The organism is Flavobacterium cellulosilyticum (assembly GCF_004349355.1).
Lineage (GTDB): Bacteria > Bacteroidota > Bacteroidia > Flavobacteriales > Flavobacteriaceae > Flavobacterium > Flavobacterium cellulosilyticum.
In genome coordinates this window covers 576,597-600,218 of the sequence record NZ_SMFK01000001.1, presented here as the reverse complement: position 1 = coordinate 600,218, position 23,622 = coordinate 576,597, and the positions used below count along the sequence as shown (strand labels likewise).

Annotated in this window: 20 protein-coding genes; 10 read left to right on the top strand and 10 right to left on the bottom strand. The window is 33.7% G+C overall.

Annotation, left to right across the window (positions count from 1 at the left end; genetic code table 11):
- Positions 1 to 96 precede the first annotated feature (96 nt).
- The 10 genes from E0F76_RS02265 to panC form a co-directional block, all read right to left on the bottom strand.
- The gene (locus E0F76_RS02265; RefSeq protein WP_132000839.1) at positions 97 to 2,058 is read right to left on the bottom strand and encodes a transglycosylase domain-containing protein; all 1,962 of its coding nucleotides are present in this window, start codon (positions 2,056 to 2,058) and stop codon (positions 97 to 99) included.
- A gap of 169 nt (positions 2,059 to 2,227) precedes the next feature.
- Positions 2,228 to 2,674, bottom strand: a complete 447-nt coding sequence (locus E0F76_RS02260; RefSeq protein WP_132000837.1) for a hypothetical protein — start codon at positions 2,672 to 2,674, stop codon at positions 2,228 to 2,230.
- A gap of 80 nt (positions 2,675 to 2,754) precedes the next feature.
- On the bottom strand, positions 2,755 to 3,165 hold the full coding sequence (locus E0F76_RS02255) for a hypothetical protein (RefSeq protein WP_132000835.1): 411 nt from the start codon (positions 3,163 to 3,165) through the stop codon (positions 2,755 to 2,757).
- Positions 3,166 to 3,355: 190 nt separating this feature from the next.
- Entirely contained in the window at positions 3,356 to 4,999 is a 1,644-nt protein-coding gene (locus E0F76_RS02250; protein ID WP_132000833.1) for a carboxylesterase/lipase family protein, read from the bottom strand.
- A 46-nt stretch (positions 5,000 to 5,045) separates the two neighbouring features.
- Complete coding sequence (gene radA / locus E0F76_RS02245; protein ID WP_132000831.1) at positions 5,046 to 6,407, bottom strand: DNA repair protein RadA; 1,362 nt, start codon at positions 6,405 to 6,407, stop codon at positions 5,046 to 5,048.
- Positions 6,408 to 6,409: 2 nt separating this feature from the next.
- Complete coding sequence (locus tag E0F76_RS02240) at positions 6,410 to 6,622, bottom strand: response regulator (protein WP_132000829.1); 213 nt, start codon at positions 6,620 to 6,622, stop codon at positions 6,410 to 6,412.
- 81 nt (positions 6,623 to 6,703) lie between these two features.
- The gene (locus E0F76_RS02235; protein ID WP_132000827.1) at positions 6,704 to 6,988 is read right to left on the bottom strand and encodes a hypothetical protein; all 285 of its coding nucleotides are present in this window, start codon (positions 6,986 to 6,988) and stop codon (positions 6,704 to 6,706) included.
- A gap of 19 nt (positions 6,989 to 7,007) precedes the next feature.
- The gene (locus E0F76_RS02230) at positions 7,008 to 7,574 is read right to left on the bottom strand and encodes a phosphatase PAP2 family protein (protein WP_132000825.1); all 567 of its coding nucleotides are present in this window, start codon (positions 7,572 to 7,574) and stop codon (positions 7,008 to 7,010) included.
- 108 nt (positions 7,575 to 7,682) lie between these two features.
- Complete coding sequence (gene panD, locus E0F76_RS02225) at positions 7,683 to 8,033, bottom strand: aspartate 1-decarboxylase (RefSeq protein WP_132000823.1); 351 nt, start codon at positions 8,031 to 8,033, stop codon at positions 7,683 to 7,685.
- Positions 8,034 to 8,047: 14 nt separating this feature from the next.
- Entirely contained in the window at positions 8,048 to 8,926 is an 879-nt protein-coding gene (gene panC, locus E0F76_RS02220; RefSeq protein WP_132000821.1) for a pantoate--beta-alanine ligase, read from the bottom strand.
- A 78-nt stretch (positions 8,927 to 9,004) separates the two neighbouring features.
- Here panC and E0F76_RS02215 point away from each other — a divergent pair, with 78 nt between their 5' ends.
- The 10 genes from E0F76_RS02215 (at position 9,005) to E0F76_RS02170 (ending at position 23,416) form a co-directional block, all read left to right on the top strand.
- Complete coding sequence (locus E0F76_RS02215; protein ID WP_132000819.1) at positions 9,005 to 9,811, top strand: glycogen/starch synthase; 807 nt, start codon at positions 9,005 to 9,007, stop codon at positions 9,809 to 9,811.
- A gap of 21 nt (positions 9,812 to 9,832) precedes the next feature.
- Entirely contained in the window at positions 9,833 to 11,491 is a 1,659-nt protein-coding gene (locus tag E0F76_RS02210) for a DUF4270 domain-containing protein (protein WP_132000817.1), read from the top strand.
- A gap of 33 nt (positions 11,492 to 11,524) precedes the next feature.
- Positions 11,525 to 13,372, top strand: a complete 1,848-nt coding sequence (gene glmS, locus E0F76_RS02205; protein ID WP_132000815.1) for a glutamine--fructose-6-phosphate transaminase (isomerizing) — start codon at positions 11,525 to 11,527, stop codon at positions 13,370 to 13,372.
- A 321-nt stretch (positions 13,373 to 13,693) separates the two neighbouring features.
- Positions 13,694 to 16,549, top strand: coding sequence for a TonB-dependent receptor (locus E0F76_RS02200; protein ID WP_132000813.1), 2,856 nt, complete (start codon positions 13,694 to 13,696; stop codon positions 16,547 to 16,549).
- A gap of 251 nt (positions 16,550 to 16,800) precedes the next feature.
- Entirely contained in the window at positions 16,801 to 18,312 is a 1,512-nt protein-coding gene (gene atpD, locus E0F76_RS02195; RefSeq protein ID WP_132000811.1) for a F0F1 ATP synthase subunit beta, read from the top strand.
- Between the two features lie 70 nt (positions 18,313 to 18,382).
- Complete coding sequence (locus E0F76_RS02190; protein ID WP_132000809.1) at positions 18,383 to 18,664, top strand: F0F1 ATP synthase subunit epsilon; 282 nt, start codon at positions 18,383 to 18,385, stop codon at positions 18,662 to 18,664.
- A 181-nt stretch (positions 18,665 to 18,845) separates the two neighbouring features.
- Complete coding sequence (locus E0F76_RS02185) at positions 18,846 to 20,036, top strand: aminotransferase class I/II-fold pyridoxal phosphate-dependent enzyme (protein WP_132000807.1); 1,191 nt, start codon at positions 18,846 to 18,848, stop codon at positions 20,034 to 20,036.
- A 52-nt stretch (positions 20,037 to 20,088) separates the two neighbouring features.
- Positions 20,089 to 20,706, top strand: a complete 618-nt coding sequence (bioD, locus tag E0F76_RS02180) for a dethiobiotin synthase (protein ID WP_132000805.1) — start codon at positions 20,089 to 20,091, stop codon at positions 20,704 to 20,706.
- A gap of 91 nt (positions 20,707 to 20,797) precedes the next feature.
- On the top strand, positions 20,798 to 22,069 hold the full coding sequence (gene bioA, locus E0F76_RS02175) for an adenosylmethionine--8-amino-7-oxononanoate transaminase (RefSeq protein WP_132000803.1): 1,272 nt from the start codon (positions 20,798 to 20,800) through the stop codon (positions 22,067 to 22,069).
- A gap of 162 nt (positions 22,070 to 22,231) precedes the next feature.
- On the top strand, positions 22,232 to 23,416 hold the full coding sequence (locus E0F76_RS02170) for a beta-ketoacyl synthase N-terminal-like domain-containing protein (protein ID WP_132001630.1): 1,185 nt from the start codon (positions 22,232 to 22,234) through the stop codon (positions 23,414 to 23,416).
- Positions 23,417 to 23,622: the final 206 nt, after the last annotated feature.

Here is a 23,622-nt window from a genome sequence, read left to right as displayed (position 1 = left end):
TAATTTAAAATATTAAACTAGCTGTATATTAATGATTTAATTTTTTTTAAATAGAAAATAATAATACATTTTTAAACGTTGACCTTAATTTTTTTATTACAACCCAAACGGTTCTTCAACAGTAAGAGAATCAATAGCTGATGAATCTTTTACTTTCAAATTCAATAGGGAATGAGCCACACCGGTTAAAATTAAAGGATTAGAAAAGCCGATGGTGTCTTCAGGGGTTAAAACAGCTCTTCTCAACATTATAGTACTCAGAAATTTTTGCTGTTGTTTTGCAAACGGTTTTAGTTTTCCTTCTTTATCAAATTGCCACATAAATTTCTTTGGTTTTGGAACAATTGTAGCGAGATATAGGCATTCTTTCAAAGTTAAATCGGCAGGTTTTTTCTGGAAATAAAACTGCGCCGCTTCGCCAATACCATATATATTTGGTCCCCATTCGATAATATTGAAATACACTTCAAGCATTCGTTCTTTAGAAGCGATTCGATTATTTTCGAGTATATAAACCAATAAGATTTCTTCTAGTTTTCGAGAAACAGTTTTTTCTCTTGTTAGAAAAACATTTTTGATTAATTGCATGCTAATCGTACTGGCACCACGAGAGAATTTCTTAGTACGAATATTTTTGATAATGGATTGCTTAAACGCTTCGTTGATAAAACCCCGATGTGAGAAAAAGGAAGGATCTTCCGACGTTAAAACACATTTTTGCAAGTAAAGAGAAATTTGGTCTATTGGGGTGTAATTTGGATTGGTTGAGCCAATCAAAACAGGACGTTGTAGCACATTATTGATGATAGCTCGATACACAAATTCGCCATTGAGTTTGTTGAGGTTGGCTTCGCCATACTTGGTGATAAGTAAGTTATTTTTTTTCATTTTACTGTCAAAAACCAGTTGATTGGGCTTGTTTTTATTGAAATTAAAATCCAATTTGTATTCAAAATCACCTTCAGCTTCCATTCCCTGAAAATGAGTGAACAAACCATCAGGAAGTGATGAAATAAAATCTTGTGCTTTCATCTTTGGAATAGCGACTTTGAGTTTGTAAATCGTGTCTTCCTCGGTTTCATAAGCCAAATAAGGATGAAATTTTACTTTGTTGAATTGTACAGTCGAACTGCTATCAATCGAAATAAAATCAGACCCCAATAGAAAACGATAATCGAAACGAGCATTTTTTATCACCACATCTTTGTTGGCAATTTTAGCATGATTGATCATTAAATTAGTGATGGAAGCAAAACCATCGATATGCAATTCCCCTCCTGATTTATCAATGTTTTGAATATTTAATCGTATGGAATCAAAGCTCGATTTCAAGTTGAATCTTTCGTCGAGATACGGCATTTTTATAGCGCCAGTATCAATATTAAAGAATCGAATATCGGCCACTTTATTTCTTGGATCTGCAAATCCTTGAATTCGGATTCTTTGTGTAAAGTTTTTAGTCTGGACTTTTATTGAAGTTTCAAGTTGTTTGTTGACCAATCGCAACTTTTGAAAATTAATCGTGGCTTTTTTGCCGTCGTCGTTAAGTTTGAAAGTAAGATTCTCAATTTTCATATCTGTCGGGACTAAATTGAGCACTTTTGAGATGATTCTATAGACGAATTTGGCATAATCTCTTTTCTCGGAATATAATTTGTCGTCCTTGTCTTTTTTTAGAAAAGCTTGAAAATTTCTTCCGTTTTTGTTTTTGACTAATTGAACATATCCGTTATTAATTTCTAAAGTTCCAAGTTGAATTTCTCCAACTAACAAGTGAATTAAACTTACGCTAGTTTCCAATTGATGAATTTTAAAAAGGGTATCGGCTTTTTTTGGGACTAATATTATTTCAGACAATTTTAATCCCGATAAACCAACAAATACAGCGTTTTTTATAGAAAAAGAACAGTTATAATCGCGTTCCATCTTGGAAGAAACCCTAGTAATCTCCTGTTTTAACAGTAAATTTCTAAAAACAAAAAAAGCTATTATCGTTGTAATAAAAGTTACAACTATAATTTTTAATGCCAATAGTATTTTTTGCTTAGGGGTTCTCATAAATTAATATCCAATCGATATTTTAGGTTTATAAAGAAAAGGAAAAAATCCGTAACAGAAATAATTTTATGATTCTCTTTGCTATTTTCTGTTACCTCTTATTTTTTGAATCATAAAAAAGCCACAACAAAATACGTTGTGGCTATAAGTTGAAAAGAGTATCATAAACTTAGATCATATACAGCATGATTGCTTTGCGTTGGAGCTGATTATAAAAATCTTTAACTTGAGCTACAATTTGGTTCAAAGGCATGCTGTTGGCTGTTTCGACTCCTTTTAAGGTGATTTTAGAAGGTGGTTTTTCGTTATGTATTCGTTGTTCCAATTTTATTTTAACTTCAGCAGGGCCAAAAATATAAAGGGAATTAGAACCCTTAATATAGTTCGTAACAGCATCCAAATAATGGTTCATTTGTTCGTTTCGTTTACGGTCAAAATTTAATTTGTTATCGAAGTTACGATTGCCCGAAAATGTTCCTTTGTCACTTTCTTTATTGTGATACATTCTGTTTTCAATTTTTGAGTCTATTTCTGTGATTTTCGCTTCTTTTTTGCCATCTAAAGTTACAATAATTGCCTTTTTGGTGTCAATCCATATTCCTACTAGTTTTTCCATAATATTATTTTTAACGTTAAAACGAATAATTTATTAATACTATATTAGACTTTTCGAGAAATGAATATGCTTCTATAAATTTAATTTTCTTGATGTAAAAGATCTGTTAATTCATTAATTAAATCCAATTCCAATTTTTGTTCGCCCGAAAAAGATTCTTCAATTGCATGTGCTGTTTTTAGGATTAAGTCATTCATTTGAGGAGTAAATATACTTGGGTGTTCTTTTTTATAATTTTTTAAATTAGGGATTACATTTCTAAAATGCCATTCATTTGCCAATAACCAGTCAAATACAATTTCAATTTGGTAAGCCGCATCATCCCCAAATTCATTTATGGAATCTTCCTGTGGAACCCATTGTTTTTTAACTAATTTATTGAGTTGAGCAACTTCTTCTTTTTGAACTTCTTTATCTGCTGATGCAATGCTGTAGAACAATTTACCTAGTTGTTGGTAAAAATGAATCATGGTTTTATCTGATGGTTTCATTTTTGTATCTTTAATTGTAAAATAATTAACACCTAAATTTACAAAAAAACAATGAATAGCATACGACTTTTTGTTTTTATTAAAAATAAAATAAGTTAAACTATTGATTTACAGCTTTATGAATTCAATAAAAAAGGCGCTGTCATTTATTTGACACCGCCTTTTGCAGAAGATTTTCGAGGGGTCAATTTTACTTTTTTATATATTCTTTGTCCAAGAATAAGTAACGCGCATCGTTGTTGGTTTTTATTGATTTGGAATCCAAATCAATTACCATAATTTCTGGATTTTTATCTTCAGAAGCAACAGGCCATACGGGAAGTTTATCACCGTTTGGATTCCCAGTTTTGATAAAGTTGGCGAAATAATTCATCATTGTTTCCGAAACTTTATAATCGTCTTCTGTCCAGTTATAGTCCTTATTGGTTGCCAAATTTCCCATCGCATATTCAATTTCTGCAGAGTGAACTGCACCTTTAAGTTTGCTAGTTTTTGGTGCATTTTTATCTTTTTTGATAACGCCATCCGCAAGGCCAGTTTGTACATCTTTCTTACGCATATCAGGTCTAGGATGTGTATAATAATATCGGTATACTGGTTGATTGCTGTTTTTTCGATGCAAATCGAACCACTTCCAAGTACTGTAAGCAATAAACCGGTCGCCGGTTAAATCTGTGGCAGATTGTTCTGTTACTTCTGGAGTTCCCGCTGGGTATAATTGCAAAACTTCTGGAGCTTTGTCGCCGTATAATTCTTTAATTTTTTGAATATAACTTTCAGTACTCAAGTCTTTTCCAATAGTTAAAGTACGATAGGTCATTTCCTCTGAATTCCATCCCAGTAACAATGGAACCATTGCTTGTTGTTTTTCTTCGAAAATTTCTGGTAACGATTTTGGAAGAAAATAACCATCTATAGTTGATTTGAAGGATCCCATATTTGCTCCGCTTGATTTTTGGTAGAGTTCTAAAGTGGACATAGAGCGAAGCTCTTTTAACGATTTTGCACCAATTTTCTGTGCAAATTCAAGACCTATTTTTTCGGCTTCCGCCAATGGAATTGGTGCTGAAGTAGGGAAGAAAGAGCCGCCACTTTCGCCAATGGCAGCTGCAATTAGATTCTTGGATAATGGAGAAGCCATTTGTGCGCTTACTGAAATTGAACCTGCAGATTCTCCAGCAATGGTTACTCTTTTTGGGTCACCACCAAATTGTGCAATATTTGCCTGAACCCATTTTAAGGCCGCATTTTGGTCTAAATAACCATAATTTCCCGAAGCATGATTAGGAGATTCTTTGGTTAATTCTGGGTGGGAGAAAAATCCCCAAATCCCCAAACGGTAATTTACAGTTAGCGTTATGATTCCTTTTTTGGCCATGTTTTCACCGTCGTAGCGATTTTCTGAACCATCGCCGGCAACAAAACCACCACCATAAAAATAGACTAAAACGGGTAGTTTTTCAGTGGAGGATTTGGCAGGAGTCCAAACGTTTAAGTACAAACAATCTTCACTTATACCATCACTTCTAAAAACCATATCACCAAATATATACGATTGAACGGCTCTTGGACCAAATTTTTTGGTTTGTTTTACTCCAGTCCAATTCAAAACTGCGTGAGGGGCTTTCCAACGTAAATCACCAACTGGCGGTTGAGCAAACGGTATTCCTTTGAAACTTTGAATGCTCGTCTTGACGTCAAATTCACCTTCGATTATTCCATTTGTTGTGGTTACTTGGACTGGAAACGAATTTTTATTTATGGCGTTCTGTGCATTCGAAATAAAAGGAATTGCGACAAATAACAGTCCAATAAATGAGGTTTTTAGATTCATAATTTATTTGTTTTATTGTGTGTGTATTATTTCTAAAAACAGTTTTCTATCCAAACAATTCGCTTGCTACATCTTCAATTTTTGCGACCAATCGGATTTTTATCAAGGTGTTTTTCAAGGAAACTTTATTGTATTTGGATACAAAAATGGTGGAAAATCCTAGTTTTTCGGCTTCCTGAATGCGTTGATCAACTCGGTTTACAGGACGTATTTCGCCTGAAAGTCCGACTTCGCCAGCAAAACAAAAATCTTTGTTTACCGGAATATCTTCATTTGAGGATAAAATGGCAGCGACAACAGCCAAATCAATTGCGGGATCATCCACTGAAATACCTCCAGTGACATTCAAGAAGACATCTTTGGCACCAAGCCTAAATCCGGCTCTTTTTTCTAAAACGGCCAAAATCATATTCAATCTCTTGGCATTGTAACCTGTTGTGCTTCTTTGTGGTGTTCCGTAAACGGCGGTGCTTACTAATGATTGAATTTCGATCATCAACGGACGCATTCCTTCTAGTGTTGAAGCAATTGCGGTTCCTGATAATTCTTCGTCTTTATGTGAAATTAAAATTTCGGAGGGATTAGAAACTTCTCGTAAACCATTGCCTAACATTTCATAAATCCCAATTTCGGCAGTCGAACCAAAACGGTTTTTTAGGGAGCGTAAAATACGATACACATGGTTACGATCACCTTCAAATTGCAAAACGGTATCCACCATGTGTTCCAGAATTTTTGGTCCAGCAATCGTTCCGTCCTTTGTAATATGTCCAATCAGAATCACAGGGATATTGGTTTCTTTAGCAAACTTTATCAATTCGGCTGTGGTTTCACGAATTTGCGAAATGCTTCCTGGAGTTGATTCGATATAATCCGTATGTAACGTTTGAATAGAATCAATAATGACTATTTCAGGTTGTATTGCTTCAATTTGTTTGAAGATATTTTGGGTTTTGGTTTCTGTAAGAATGTAGCAATTATCACCGTTTGGTGTGATTCTTTCGGCACGCATCTTGATTTGTTTTTGGCTTTCTTCACCCGAAACATATAAAGTTTTATAAGGTAATTTTAAGGAAATTTGAAGTAAAAGCGTACTTTTTCCAATTCCGGGTTCGCCTCCCAAAAGTATTAAAGAACCAGGAACAATTCCTCCGCCTAAAACACGATTGAGTTCACCATCTGTTGTGTCCATTCGGATTTCTTGACTAGAATCAATTTCGTTGATGCGTAATGGTTTTGGAGCTTTCGAATTGGAAACAGATTCGCTTTTCCAAGCTGATTTTTCTTGTTTTTGAATGATTTCTTCAGCGATGGTGTTCCATTCTTTGCACGAATTGCATTGACCTTGCCATTTTGAATATTGTGCACCACAGTTTTGGCAAAAAAAGGAAGTTTTTACTTTTGACATTTTTAAATCATTTTTTTTAGGTTGTTCAATATTCCAAATCCATTTCCATCAGATACAATTAAATCTAATAAAACACAATCGTATTCATAAACTGAAATTTTATCCAGTGCCAAATGAATATTAGATACCCATTCAAAAATAAAGTCATTGCCAGATAAATAACTTTGAATGCTATTAGCTAACTGTTTTCCGTCTTCTATTAGTAAAATTTTCATTTGGTAAATGGAGGAATTAATTTTTAATTTATTATGGTTTTAGAACTATTTTACTTTTTACCATAAGTACAGTACAATCGGCTAAAAAACTTTATTTTCTAATAAAAATAAATCAATTTTATCTTTGGCGTCTGTTATTTCAACGCATTGAAGGAGATTTATGTTTTTTACTTCTATAATATCAAATTGATTTTTCAAATACCCGGATGTTACATTAAAAAAAATAGCTTGTTCTAAACCAGCTTCTTTCGCTCTTTTAATTAATTCGGGAGCAAAATTATTATCCCACAAGTTTTTCCAAAATGAAAGACCTTTAATTTTGGTGCCGCTTTCGAAATAAATACGAAAGGCCGTTTTATTCTTCATAGGTTTATTATTTATTAATTTACAAAGATCTTAAAAATTTATATTTCAAAATTTTTAAGATCATAATCGCTAAAAGGATACCAATTAGCGCGGCAACAATTACATCACAAGGATAGTGAACTCCATTATAAATTCGGCTATAAGCCACTAAAAATGCCCAAAATCCTAAAACCCATTTTAACGGATTGTAACTTTTGGGAAGTAAAAGTATTAGAAAAGTAGCCAGTCCGAAAGCATTTGCAGAATGGGACGACACAAAGCCATACTGACCTCCGGATCCCGCTTTGCTAAGATGGATTAAATCTTCTAAAAAAGGTTCGTGAGAAGGACGCAAGCGTTTTACTGCATTTTTTATTAAATGTGATGCAATCTGATCGCAAAGTGTGATAAGAATGCCTATACTGATTAGCACATAAACACTTTGTTTTTTATATTCCCTGATTAGTAGGAATATAATAAATAAATAGAAAGGGATCCAAAATAGTTTATCGCTTGCCCAATACATAATTGGATCAAAAAAAGTATTGTGTTTACTATTGAGGTATAAAAACAATTCTGTATCAATATGGTTTATTTTTTCGAGCATTTTTTATATTCCTAACTAATTTGAAATTCAAATTTAGACAAAGAAATACAATAGTTCGATAAAATTTTAATTAAAAAACAATCTAATTTGAATAAAATAAAAATAAGTCTAAGTTAAAGAATTGTCTTTCTCATTAGGGAAAACGATCCAAGGTTTGAAGGTTTTTGCTTCTTCAAAGTCTAAAGTTGCATAAGAAATTATGATGATAATATCGTCTCTTTGTACTTTTCTGGCAGCTGGACCATTCAGGGTGATTTCTCCCGAATTTTTCTCTCCTTTGATAGCATAAGTCTCTAATCGCTCCCCATTATTGAGGTTTACAATAGACACTTTTTCACCTTCAATAATATTAGAAGCTTCCATTAATGCTTCGTCAATGGTTATGCTGCCGATATAGTTTAAATCGGCGCCAGTTACTTTAACCCGGTGAATTTTTGATTTTACGACTTGTATTTGCATTTTGCAAAAGTAATTTAATTTAATGAAATGGTATCAATCAATCTTATTTTATTGATAAAAACGGCAATAAATGCACGGTATTTCTTGTTTTTGTTTTTTCTTAAACAAGGCAAAAGTGTAACTTCATCAGCAATTTGGAAATATTCTAATTTAAAATCGGTGTTTTTCTTAAATGTTTTTTGAACATAATCCGTAACTGCGTGTGCACTGTTGGTCTCAAATTTTTCCTTTGCATTTAGTAAAGTTTCGTAAATTAGTGAAGCTTCTTGTTTTTCATTTGGCGACATAAGCTCGTTTCTGGAACTCATGGCTAATTTGTTCGGTTCTCGGAATATTTGACATCCAATTACATTGATACCCATATTTTTTTTGGCAACCATTTTCTTTATGATTTGTAATTGTTGAAAATCTTTCTCACCAAAATAGGCGTTCGTTGGTTTTACAATTTCAAATAGGCGTTGTACCACGGTACCAACGCCATTAAAATGTCCAGGTCTAAATTTACCTTCCATTTGGTTTTCTAACCCATCAAAATCAAAAGATTCTGAACTTGGTTTTCCGTCATAAATATCCTCAACATTAGGGGCGAAAATTATTATTTTTGGGTTTAAACTTTCAATTTTTTTAACATCTTCGTCTAATGTTCTTGGGTATTTAGCTAAATCTTCTAAGTTGTTAAATTGAGTTGGGTTGACAAAAATGCTTACTACAGTAATTTCGTTTTCTAACATTGATCGCTCCATCAAAGATAAATGTCCTTGATGTAAAGCTCCCATCGTGGGAACAAATCCTATTGAGGTTTGTTGGATATTTATGGATTTTAAGTAATCAGTCAAAGCTGCATTCTTATAGAAAATATGCATAAGTGTTTTGTTCAAATAATATGCAAACATAATATTTTAGTCCATAACTGCATAAATTTTTGTAATTTTGCATGATTTTTATTGACAATAAACAAAGTAAATTACAATATGGAAGATAAGAGAATATTATATGTGTCCTCAGAAGTTGTGCCTTATCTGGCTGAAAATGAGGTCTCTTCGATGTCTTATGAAGTTCCAAAAATGATAAATAATCAAGGTGGACAAATTCGTATATTTATGCCAAGATATGGAAATATCAATGAAAGAAGGCATCAATTACACGAAGTAATACGACTTTCAGGAATGAATTTGGTGGTAAATGACCTTGATATGCCTTTAATTATTAAAGTAGCTTCGATTCCAAAAGAACGAATTCAAGTTTACTTTATTGATAATGACGAATATTTTAAGAGGAAAGCTACTTTTACTGATGAAGCTGGAATTATGTTTCCTGATAATGATGAACGCTCTATTTTCTTTGCAAAAGGGGTGGTAGAAACAGTTAAAAAACTGAATTGGGTTCCCGATATTATTCATGTTCATGGATGGATGGCAGCGATGTTACCCATTTATATGAAACATTATTATAAAAACGAAGCTTTATTTTCAGAGACTAAAATTGTTACTTCTATTTATGGACAGTCATTTGACGGCACTTTAGATACAGAAATGATTAATAAAGTTGCATTTGACGGTATTCCAAAAGAAGCTATTCAAGACTTGGAAAATCCTGATTACGAAAACATAATGAAAGTCGCCATTAATCATTCGGATGCCGTTATCATTGCTTCCGAAAGTCTGTCACCAAGTTTAACAAAATTTATAGAATCTTCAGGAAAACCTTTTTTACCTTTCACCCCGAAAGATAAATTCGCTGAAGTGTATTCAGATTTCTATAAAAACGTTGTCCTGTAAATTAAATATTTTCTATTAAATATGTATAATAAATTTTTTTTTAAGCAAATTCTATTCGCTTTAACTGTTGTCTTTTTTGTTTCCTGTGATAAAGAATATAATGAAATAGGAGCTTCGTTAATTGGACAAAACCATTTTGATTTAGCGAATGATTCTTTGAGTACAGTGCAATCGTCTTGGTCGAAAACAGGAGCAATTGCATCAAATAATTTGGATGTAAATGCATTGGGTGTTTTAGATAATAGTGCCTTTGGTCAAACAAACGCTCGGTTTGCAACACAAGTTCAATTAGCTAGTGAAAATCCTGTAATTGACTTAGCTTTATTACAAGCTATAGATAGTGTATCCTTTTATGTACCTTATTTTACCAATGCTACAGTTGTTACAAATGCTACTACTGGCGCCCATACTTATACATTAGATTCTATTTATGGTGAAAAAACAGCGAAAATTAAATTAAGTGTTTATGAAAATAAATATTTACTTGATTCTAAAAACACCGAAGGTGGAGGAGCGCCACTTTTAGACCCAAATTATCCTCAATTTTATTATACAAATCAAAATAGTATTTTTAATGGTTACAAAGGACAATTATTAAATACCACTAGTGAATTTGTTTTTAGTCCAAAAGAATTTAAAGTTGTGACACCAGCAGTTGGAACAACAGCCGCAATTACAACATATACCGCTCCAGGATTGAAATTGAAATTAGACAAAGCTTTTTTTCAAACTTTATTTTTTGGTGCAGGTTCAAGTACTTATATGACAACTAATCTCGTTTTCGAAAAATATTTTAAAGGATTGTATTTTGATGTCGAAAAAGCAGATGTTAAAGGTGTATTAGCACTGATGAATTTTAAAAGCGGAAAAATTATTGTATACTACAAAGAAAAAACATCAGCAACTGACGCTACCTTAGTAGATAAATCGATCGCATTAAATCTAACAGGAAATTCTGTAAATTTATTAAACAATGATTTTAGTGCATCTGGCACAGCATACAATTCGAGTCCGATAGCAGACCGAATGTATTTAAGAGGAGGTGAGGGTAGTGTTGGTCAAATTGAATTGTTTAATTCTGCGGTTGATGTAGTGAAGTACAATAGAACGACAAAAAAGATAGAAGCAGGTAATAACAATATCCCTGACGAGTTAGATTATATAAAATCTAAAGGATGGTTAATTAACGAAGCCAGTTTGACTTTTTACGTAGATCAAACTGCAATGGCAGGAGTTACAGAACCAAGTAGAATATTTTTATATGAAATAAATAATAAACGTCCGCTTTTAGATTACTATTATGACAGTTCAACAGGAAATTCTGCCAACTATACTAAACAAATTTATGGTGGAATCATCGAAAAAAACGCAAATGGTCGTGGTTTAAAATACAAGATCAGAGTTACTAATTATATTCGAAATCTAGTAAACCATGATTCTACAAATGTGCAAATAGGAGTTTCAGTTTCACAAGCAATTTCGAATATTATCTATAAGAAAAAATTCAATAGCCCTGCTTATTCTATATGGAAAGACCTATCCGCATTACAAAAAAATGCATATTTTTATCCAGTGTCTTCAGTAATGAACCCATTAGGAACAATTCTATACGGAAGTAGTGCAAATGTTGCTGAAGATAAAAGATTAAAACTAAAAATTTATTACACAAAACCGAATTAAGAATAAATTTTAACCAAATTAAAACCTGATATTATGTGTGGAATTGTCGGATATATTGGATATAGAGAAGCTTATCCTATAGTAATTAAAGGATTAAAAAGACTGGAATATAGAGGATATGATAGTGCAGGAGTTATGCTATATGACGGAAAAGATTTAAAACTGTCCAAAACAAAAGGAAAAGTTGTAGATCTTGAAACGAAAGCTGCAAAAGAAATTACAACAAACGGTACAATTGGAATTGGACATACAAGATGGGCAACTCACGGGATTCCAAATGACGTGAATTCTCACCCTCACGTTTCAAATTCTGGAGATTTAGTTATAATTCACAACGGAATTATAGAAAACTATGCTCCATTAAAGATAGAATTAATAAAAAGAGGATATGTTTTTCACTCCGATACTGATACAGAAGTTCTTGTAAATCTTATAGAAGAGATTCAAATAAACGAGAAATTAAAACTAGGTAAAGCCGTTCAAGTGGCACTAAACCAAGTAGTAGGAGCTTATGCAATTGCTGTTTTTGATAAAAAAAATCCAGATGAAATAGTTGTTGCTCGATTAGGTAGTCCATTGGCAATTGGTATTGGCGAAGGAGAATATTTTATAGCATCAGATGCGTCACCATTTATTGAATATACCCAAAATGCTGTATATTTAGAAGACGGTGAAATGGCAAATATTAGATTGCATAAACCTATTAAAGTTCGAAAAATACAAGACGACTCTTTAGTTGATCCTTATATTCAGGAGCTTAAAATGAATTTGGAGCAAATAGAAAAAGGGGGTTATGAACATTTTATGTTGAAAGAGATTTATGAGCAACCAAGTGTTATAAAAGATACATATCGCGGTAGGCTTCATGCCAATGAAGGAATTATTCAAATGTCAGGTGTTGAAGATAATTTGGAGAAATTCATGAATGCCGAACGAATTATAATTATTGCCTGCGGGACATCATGGCATGCGGGATTAGTCGCAGAATATGTTTTTGAAGAATTTACAAGAATTCCTGTTGAAGTAGAATATGCTTCAGAGTTTAGATATAGAAACCCAATTATTACTGCAAAAGATGTTGTAATTGCTATTTCACAATCAGGTGAAACTGCTGATACTATGGCCGCTATTAAATTAGCTAAAGAAAAAGGAGCATTTGTTTATGGTGTTTGTAATGTTGTTGGTTCTTCGATTTCTCGCGAAACACATGCAGGTTCGCATACACATGCAGGTCCAGAAATTGGTGTCGCTTCCACAAAAGCATTTACTACCCAAATCACTGTTTTGACAATGATTGCCTTACGATTAGCGAAAGCAAAAGGAACCATGTCGAATACTGACTTTCATAGATATTTACTAGAATTGGAACTTATTCCTGAAAAAGTAAAAGAAGCTTTAGACACGAATGACAAAGCAAAAGAAATTGCTGCAGTTTTTAAAAATTCAAATAATTGTTTGTATTTAGGAAGAGGGTATAATTTTCCTGTTGCACTCGAAGGGGCTTTAAAACTTAAAGAGATATCTTACATACATGCCGAAGGTTATCCAGCTGCAGAGATGAAACACGGCCCTATTGCTTTGATTGATAAGTATATGCCTGTTGTTGTTATTGCTCCTAAATTAGGACATTACGATAAAATTGTAAGTAATATACAAGAAATTAAATCCAGAAGCGGTATTATTATAGCTGTAGTAACAAAAGGAGATACTCAAGTTCGTGAATTAGCAGATTATGTTATTGAAATTCCAGAAACTTCTGATGCACTTTCTCCACTTATAACTACAATTCCTTTACAACTCTTATCTTATCATATCGCTGTAATGAGAGGTTGTAATGTAGATCAGCCGAGAAATTTAGCAAAGTCGGTTACTGTTGAATAAGTAAATTCTTATATAAGATTAATTTAAAAGCGAGATATTTTCTCGCTTTTTTATTTTTATTTTAGTGCTGTAATGTTAAATTGTTAAAAATAATTATCAAATTGCAATAAAATAATATGCATGCATACTAAATAACAACTCTTTTGGCAATGATTTTATTAAATTACATGTAAAACAATAATTATGTAATTAATACAAATTAATGAAATTCATTGTTGATAATTATTTTTTATGCGTCTTTTTGTGATAATATAAAAAATATTTTTATTTTTACTATATAAATTATTAAAATTAATTGTCCTAAATCTAAAAATTAACCAAATGAGAAACTACTTATTTATTTTAATGATGTTTTTTTGTAGCATTGCTTTTGCCCAAAATTCAATTTCAGGGTTAGTTACTGATAATAACAATCAACCATTACCTGGAGCTAATATCCAGATTAATGGTGAAAAATTAGGAACTATCACTGATGGTGAGGGAAAATTTATTTTAAATTCATCTAATAAACTTCCATTTACAATTGAAGTTAGCAGTTTAGGGTTTGAATCAAAAAAAATAAACATTACTTCAAAAAATCAAAATGTAAGCGTAGTACTTTCTGGAGCAGAGACTAAGCTTAATGAAGTTGTTATTTCGGCCTCTAGAACGCCGGAACGAATTATGGAGTCGCCCGTAACAATCGAAAGAATGAGTCTTAAGGATATTAAAAGTACTGCATCTCCAAGTTATTATGATGGATTGGAGAATTTAAAAGAAGTGCAAATGAATACGAGTAGTTTGACTTTTAAGTCTATAAACACGCGTGGATTTGCAACTGTTTCGAACACTCGTTTTATGCAATTAGTAGACGGAATGGACAACTCTTCACCCTTATTAAACTTTGTCTTGGGAAATATGATTGGAGTTTCAGAAATCGATGTTCAAAATGTAGAATTATTACCTGGTGCATCATCAGCATTATATGGTGCCAATGCATTTAATGGTATCATGTTTATGAATAGTAAAAGTCCTTTTATTTATCAAGGAATTTCAACGTATTTAAAATACGGCTCAACTAGTCAAAAAGCAGCTGGAACGAATGAATATTATGATTACGGTATAAGAATGGCACATGCCTTCAATAATTATTTTGCTGCCAAAGCTAATTTTACTTATTTGAATGGAACGGATTGGTATGCAACTAATTATGATGATAGAAACCGTCAAGGACAAGGAATTACTAGAAGTAATAACAGTTATGATGGAATCAACATATATGGTGATGAAGCAAAAACATATAATTTAAATCAGTTTGGACAAGCAATGGTGGCAAATGGAAGTTGGGCTGCGGCCGGTTTGCCAGCGGCATGGGCTGCTACTTTACCAAAAGATTATGTGACTAGAACGGGTTACGATGAAGTTGACTTAACTAACAATAAAGCGTCTAACACTAAGATTGATTTTTCTCTTCATTTTCGACCATTCGGAAATGAAAAGCTCGAAGTCATTTGGCAAAGTAAATTTGGCTATGGTAATGCGGTGTATCAAGGTGCTGATAGGTATTATCTAAACAATTTTTTTATGCAACAGCATAAATTAGAATTTAAAGGAAATAACTTTTTTGTGAGAGGATATACCACAACAGAAGATGGAGGTAAATCTTATGACATGAATTTTACAGCCACTCATATAAACGAAATGTGGAAATCAGATAACGTTTGGTATGGTACTTATGCAGCAAATTATGCTGGGGCAATTAACAATCCTGCAAGTCCTTTATTTGGGAATGTATCTGGATCTAATGCTTTTGCAAGAGGAAAAGCAGATGTAGGTAGGTTATTGCCTGGTACTGCTGCTTTTCAATCCGCATTCAATACAGTAATTGCGGATCCAAGTTCTTTGACAGGATCGAAATTAGTGGATAATTCAAAGATCTACCATTCAGATGCCAATTATAATTTAAAAGACATTATTAAATTTGGTGAAATTCAAGTTGGAGGTTCTTATAGAGCCTATCAATTAGATTCTCATGGAAGAATTTATACCGATGCCAATGGGCCAATTAAATATGATGAATATGGTTTTTATACACAATTGCAAAAGAAATTTATGGATGATCGATTTAAATTTACGGGATCTGTTCGTTATGATAAAGCAAAAAACTTTGACGGAAATTATTCTCCAAGAGTTTCATTAGTATATGCTGCGGGCGAAAATAAACAACATAATTTCAGAGCATCTTATCAAACTGGTTTTAGAAATCCAACTACCCAAGACCAATATATTGGATTCAATGTTGGATATGGTGCACTTATTGGTTCAGCACCTGATAACTTAACAAGATATAAAGAAACTTTCGCTGTAGCAACCCCAACAGGTCAATTTTTCGCAGGTGGAGCAACAGCGACTTTGAATGGTGAAAACGCTTATTACAATTCTTATACAAAAGCTTCAGTAGGGGCATTATTGGCTACGGGTAATCCAGCATTGTTACGGAAAACAAATGTGGGATTAGTAAAGCCAGAAGAAGTAAAAGCCTTTGAGTTAGGATACCGTTCTCAAATTAACAAAATCAATGTTGATCTTAACGGCTATTATAATGTTTATAATAACTTTATAGGAAATGTATCTGCCGTTGCCCCATATTATGGTAAAGCACAAGATGCCCCAAATCCTGCTGGTGGTGCAACTGATCTAGGGACGCAGACGCTACATGCACTTCAAAATAGTAATTTTAGAGGATATCAGTTATATACCAATACTCCATTAGAAATTCATTCACTTGGTGTTGGAATTGGGCTTTCTGAAAAAATGTTTGGAAATTATGATTTTGGAATTAGCTATAACTATGCTCAATTTGATTTTGACCAAGCAAAAGACCCAGATTTTGAAGCAAGTTTCAATACACCAAAACATAGAGTAAAAGCTTCTGTTGGTAATAACAAGTTGTTCGAAAACTTTGGATTTAATGCTAGTGTAAGGTGGAATAGTGAATATTTATGGCAATCAACATTTGCTGATGGGGTAATTGCTGCTGCAACAGTTGTAGACGCGCAAATAAACTATGGTCTGCCAAAATTAAAATCTGTAATTAAAGCAGGAGCGACTAATATTGCGGGTAAAGAATACACTCAAGTATTAGGAGCAGGATCTATAGGACAACAATATTTTGTTTCATGGACCATTAATCCATAATTATTTCAAATCAAATTTTTATCTAAAACCATCCCTCATAAGGGATGGTTTTTGTTCTTTATAAGCACTTTTCTTGATTTATTTTCTGTTTACAAACAATCCTTTAATAAGCTGTTGATTTTTTATAAAAAAAGTGTTGATTTTTAGATTTTAAAAAATTACCTTTGCGCACTGAAAATGTATCTGTTCCGATTGTATTCGGCTCATTACATTTATATAACCTGAATAGCTATTTAATAAATACATAAGCAATGTCAAAAGTAATAGGAAAAGTTGCCCAAATCATCGGACCAGTTGTCGATGTAGTTTTCAACGGTAAAGATGTTGAACTTCCAAAAATTTATGATTCGTTAGAAATCACAAAAAAAGACGGAACTTTATTAGTTCTTGAAGTACAATCTCACATTGGTGAAAACACTGTACGTACCATATCAATGGACTCAACAGACGGTTTGAGCAGAGGTTATGAAGTAGTTGGAACAGGAAACCCAATCAAAATGCCAATTGGAGCAGATGTTTACGGACGTTTATTCAATGTAATTGGAGATGCAATTGATGGTTTAGGAAATTTACCAAAAGATGGTGACAACGGAATGTCAATTCACCGTCAAGCACCAAAATTCGAAGATTTATCAACTTCATCTGAAGTTTTATTTACCGGTATTAAAGTAATCGATTTGATTGAGCCTTACTCAAAAGGAGGAAAAATTGGATTGTTTGGTGGTGCTGGTGTTGGTAAAACAGTATTAATTCAAGAGTTGATCAACAATATTGCAAAAGGTCACGGTGGACTTTCAGTATTCGCAGGAGTAGGAGAAAGAACACGTGAAGGAAATGACTTACTTCGTGAGATGTTGGAGTCAGGAATTATAAAATACGGTGATGAATTCATGCACTCTATGGAAAATGGAGGATGGGATTTATCTAAAGTGGATATGCCAGGAATGAGAGAGTCTAAAGCTACTTTCGTTTTCGGACAAATGAATGAGCCACCTGGAGCTCGTGCTCGTGTAGCACTTTCAGGTTTGTCTATCGCAGAATATTTCCGTGATGGAGCAGGTACAGACCAAGGTAAAGATGTATTGTTCTTCGTGGATAATATCTTCCGTTTTACACAAGCAGGTTCTGAGGTATCGGCACTTTTAGGTCGTATGCCATCTGCGGTAGGCTATCAGCCGACTCTTGCTACCGAAATGGGAGCGATGCAAGAGCGTATCACCTCTACAAACAAAGGATCTATTACATCTGTACAAGCGGTGTACGTACCTGCGGATGATTTAACGGATCCAGCACCAGCAACAACGTTTGCTCACCTTGATGCAACAACAGTATTGTCTAGAAAGATTGCTGAGCTAGGTATTTATCCTGCAGTGGATCCTCTAGATTCTACTTCAAGAATTTTGACTCCACAAATTATTGGAGATGAGCATTATGACTGTGCACAAAGAGTAAAAGAAATTCTTCAAAAATACAAACAATTGCAAGATATTATTGCGATTCTTGGTATGGAAGAACTTTCTGAAGAAGATAAATTGTCAGTTTCTAGAGCACGTCGTGTTCAACGTTTCCTGTCACAACCTTTCCACGTAGCAGAACAGTTTACAGGATTAAAAGGAGTTTTGGTTGATATTAAAGATACCATCAAAGGATTCAACATGATCATTGATGGAGAATTAGATCACTTGCCAGAATCAGCTTTCAACCTTAAAGGAACTATTGAAGACGCTATCGAAGCAGGAGAAAAAATGTTGGCGGAAGCTTAAAATTAGTGTTCAGTGTTCAGTGTTCAGTAATAGTACTGAAACTGTGAACTGAGACTGTAAACTAAAAAATATGTTATTAGAAATAGTATCACCAGAAGCAAAATTATTTTCAGGAGAAATCACTTCAGTTTCCCTTCCGGGAGTTGATGGTCATTTTCAAATATTAAATAATCACGCGCCAATAGTTTCGATTCTTCAAAAAGGGAATGTAAAGATTACAGCTCCAAGTTTCAAATTTACTAGTGAATCAGAAAAATTGTTTACCAAAGTAAATGATCAAAATTTTACGATTGCTATCAATTCTGGAACTATCGAAATGAAAGACAATAAAGTAATTGTTTTAGCCGACTAATTCAATTTCTATATAAAAACCAAAAAGTCATACAGCAATGTGTGACTTTTTTTTTTGAAGCTAATCCAGCTGTCCACTATATCTCTTGTGGCGAACACCGCCACAAGAGGATGCCGTTTCCATCTGGGCTAAAAAACAAGAAAACAATACAATTTATTTTTAAAATGATAACTTTGCTAATATGAAGTTTCCAAAAAATATAACATCCAAACTCGAAACCAGAAAACAAAACAATGCTTTAAGGCAATTACCTATAGCAAACAATTTAATCGATTTTACGTCTAATGATTACATTGGGTTTTCAAGAAATAAATCCATTTTTGATATGACTCACCAGTATTTAATTGATACTAATTGCATTCAAAACGGAGCTACAGGTTCTCGATTAATATCTGGTAATCACAAAGTATATCAAGATACTGAAGATTATATCGCTCAATTTCATCAAACGGAAAGCGCATTAATATTCAATTCGGGATACGATGCCAATGTGGGGTTTTTTAGTTCAGTTCCTCAAAAAGGCGATATAATATTGTACGATGAATTGTGTCACGCTTCCATACGTGACGGAATCCAGCTTTCAAATGCTAAAGCGTATAAATTTGATCACAATGACTTTGAAGATTTAGAAAAAAAAATTGTCAAATTCAGTAGCAGTAGCAATAACAATAGTAATTTCAGTGACGATGAGAATTTCAATTTAAAAAATTCAATCATTTATATCGTAACAGAATCTGTTTTTTCAATGGACGGAGATACACCTAATCTCGAAGAATTGGCAACACTTTCTTTCAAATATAATTGTTATTTAGTTGTTGACGAAGCGCATTCTTTAGGGGTTTTTGGAGATAAAGGGGAAGGATTAGTCCAGATGTTAGGTTTGCATAATCAGGTTTTTGCTCGAATTGTGACTTTCGGAAAAGGATTGGGTTGTCATGGAGCCGCGATTGTTGGAAGTTTTGAGTTAAAAGAATATCTCGTCAATTTCGCACGAAGTTTTATTTATACTACTGGACTTTCGCCGCACTCGGTCGCTACGATTTTAATAGGATATCAACATTTGGAATCAGAAAAACAAGCCATAGAACAATTACGAGAAAACATTATTCATTTCAATCAAGCTCAGCATTTATTAAGCTTAAAGCCCATGTTTGTCAAAAGTAAATCAGCGATTCAATCTGCAATTATCCCAGGAAATCAAAATGTAAAGCACATTGCCAGTCAAATTCAAGAAAAAGGATTTGATGTCAAAGCAATTTTATCACCAACGGTTCCTGAAGGTCAAGAAAGACTCAGGTTTTGTATTCATAGTTACAATTCGAAGGAGCAAATTTCGGAAGTCTTGGAATTGTTGAGTACTTTTGTTTTTTAGTCGATACATCCCTGTCAGGGTTCAGAACCCTGACAGGGATAAAATATAGTATATGAAATTATTTATAACAGGAATATCAACCGATGTGGGCAAAACCATTGCATCATCAATTATAGTCGAAGCACTTGAAGCAGATTATTGGAAACCAATTCAAGCAGGTGAATTGGAAAATTCCGATAGCCATAAAATCAAAAAGTATATTTCAAATGGCAAAACGATCATTCACGATAATAGTTATAAATTGAATACACCAGCCAGTCCGCACTTAGCAGCTGAATTGGATGGAATCACGATTGATTTTAATAAAATCAAAGAACCTAAAACAAAAAACCATCTTGTCATTGAAGGTGCTGGAGGGCTATTTGTACCTTTGAACGACACCGAATGTATTATTGATGTAATCCAAAATGACTATAAAGTGATTGTGGTAGCCAGACATTATTTGGGAAGTATCAATCACACTTTATTGACGATTGAAGCATTACAAAACAGAAAAATAAACATCGCTGGAATTATTTTTAGTGGAGACGAAAATATCGCCACCGAATCAATTATCCTTAAGAAAACAGGATTACAAACTATTGGAAGAATAGAAGAAGAACCGTATTTCGACCAGAATGTTATTAGGGAATACGCCGATTTGTTTCGAGAAAAACTGTTGGAACTTTAATAGCAAAATTCAATTACAATTTCAATAGCAAAAATCAATAGCAATCTCAAATCTCAATTCAGAAATCTAAAATCAAAAAATCTACAATCAAATGACTTTATCAGAAAGAGATCTAAAGCACAACTGGCATCCCTATACTCAACACAAAACCGCTCAAAAGTCAATTGCGATAACTAAAGGTGAAGGCGCATTACTTTGGGATGAAAATAACAAAGAATATATCGACGCGATTGCATCTTGGTGGGTGAATCCTTATGGACATTCCAACAAATTTATTGCCGATGCGATTTACAAACAACTTACCACTTTAGAGCATGTCCTTTTTGGAGGATTTACTCATACTCCAGCAGTTGAATTATCTGAAAAGCTGATGGAAATTTTGCCAAATAACCAACAAAAATTATTTTTTACTGATAATGGTTCAACCGCTGTTGAAGTGGCAATAAAGGTAGCCTTGCAATATTTTTTTAATAAAGGCGAAAAAAGAACAACGATAATTGCGTTCGAAAATGCCTTTCATGGCGACACTTTTGCAGCAATGGCCGCAAGTGGAATTTCTTTTTTTACCGAAGCTTTTCAAGGAATGTTGATTGATGTTATTCGGATTCCAGTTCCTGTAAAAGGACAGGAACATATAAGTTTTCAAACATTAGAGGAAGTCATAAAAAACAATAATTGTGCTGGATTTATATTTGAGCCGCTGATTCAAGGAGCTGCAGGAATGGTAATGTATGAACCAGTATCGCTTGACGAATTAATCAGGATTTGTCAAAAAAACAAAGTACTCACGATTGCCGATGAAGTAATGACAGGTTTTGGGAAAACGGGCAAAAATTTTGCTTGTGATTATTTATCTGAAAAACCCGATATGATGTGTGTGTCGAAAGCCTTGACTGGAGGTACCATTCCAATGGCGATTACTACTTTTACCCAAGACATTTTCGATGCTTTTTATGATGACGACATCAACAAAGCGTTATTTCATGGGCATACTTTTACTGCTAATCCAACAGGTTGCGCAGCGGCATTAGCAAGTTTGGCTTTGTTGCAGACCCCAGAAATGCAAGCCAATATTGCTCGAGTACACCAAAACCATTTGGCATTTCAAAAGCACATCGAATCTCATCCAAAAGTTACAACAACTCGAGTCCTTGGAGTTGTTTTTGCATTGGAAATTAAGATAGAAAGTGCTGAAAGTTATTATGGCACCTTACGCAACAAACTCTATGATTTCTTTATTGAAAACGGTGTGGTTCTGAGACCAGTTGGCAATATTGTCTATATTTTACCTCCTTATGTCATTACCGATGCGCAATTGCAAAAAGTATATGAGGTTGTTGAGAATGCGTTAGAAATAGCATAGTAATTAGCCACTGATTTAAACCGATTGAACGGATTGGCACGGATTATTTAAAAGGGTCAAATCTTTAAAAAAAGAAATCCGTTTTTAATCTGTTTTAATCTGTGTCATCCGTGTGCCATTTTCGCAAAAACTTCCCGACCTTTGCGTCAAAATAAAGTAGCCTTGTCACAAATTATCTCTATAACCGCTTTAGCTTCGATTTCACCTTTAGGAAATAATCCCAAAACAATATGGGAAAATTACCTCAGTGGCAAACCTTGTTTTACGCAACTGTTTTTAGACCATAAAAACACCGTTGTTGCAGCACTCGATAATGAATCTAGAGAGTCGGTTCAAGATTTAAAAAATGCTGACATTAAATACAAATCACTCGACAAAACGGTTTTGTATGCGATGGCCGCTTCACGAAAAGCGATTCAAAATGCAGGTTGGAATGATATTGATAATTTCGGAATCAACATAGGTTCCTCCCGTGGGGCAACAGAATTGTTTGAAAAACATCATATCGAATATTTAGCAACAGGCAAAGCGCAAACCTTGGCTTCGCCTACGACTACTTTGGGGAATATTTCGTCTTGGGTAGCTCATGATTTACAAAGTACAGGACCAGAGATTTCCCATTCAATAACCTGTTCTACCGCTTTGCATGCGATGCTTAATGGTGTAGCATGGCTTCGATCTGGAATGGCCAGCAAATTCTTGGTTGGAGGAAGCGAAGCACCGTTGACCGATTTCACAATAGCCCAAATGCGAGCGCTGAAAATTTATTCGAATAGTGACGAAGAATTTCCTTGCCGTGCTTTAGACTTTGATAAAAAACAAAACACATTAATTCTTGGTGAAGGAGCAGCAGTATGTTGTTTGGAAATTGGAAAAAAAGATAATGCATTGGCTTATATAGAAAACATTGGTTATGCTACTGAAATATTGGAACACAACATTTCTATTTCGGCAGAAGCAATTTGTTTTCAGAAATCGATGAAAATGGCTTTAGAAAACACTAAATTATCCGAAGTGGATGCCATCGTGATGCACGCTCCAGGAACAAAAGCAGGAGATTTAACTGAATATAAAGCGATTCAAAAAGTATTTTCTACAACAGATTTACCTTCAGTCTCAGCTCAGGGTGATTTACCAATGCTTACTACCAACAAATGGAAAATTGGCCACACTTTTGGTACTTCAGGAATGTTGAGTATTGAAATGGCCATTTTAATGATGCAACATCAGCAATTTATAGGCGTTCCATTTGCCGAAGTTCAAAAACCAAGAAAACAAATCCGAAAAGTATTGGTTAATGCAGTGGGTTTTGGTGGAAATGCCGTGAGTGTTTTGCTGTCTATCTAAACTTTGTCGTGTTTGTTAGGTCACAGCAAAAGTGAATTTTTATATCTCATGTTGACTCCTACATTTATTCTTAAAAATTAAATTAGGTGTAATTTTATTCTGTTTAATTACTAAGGTATAATTATTCAAAGTTCAGACTTGACTAAAGTTGGTACTAATTAACTAAAAACATAAAGAAGGCACTATTTAAGATGTTTTTTTAATTA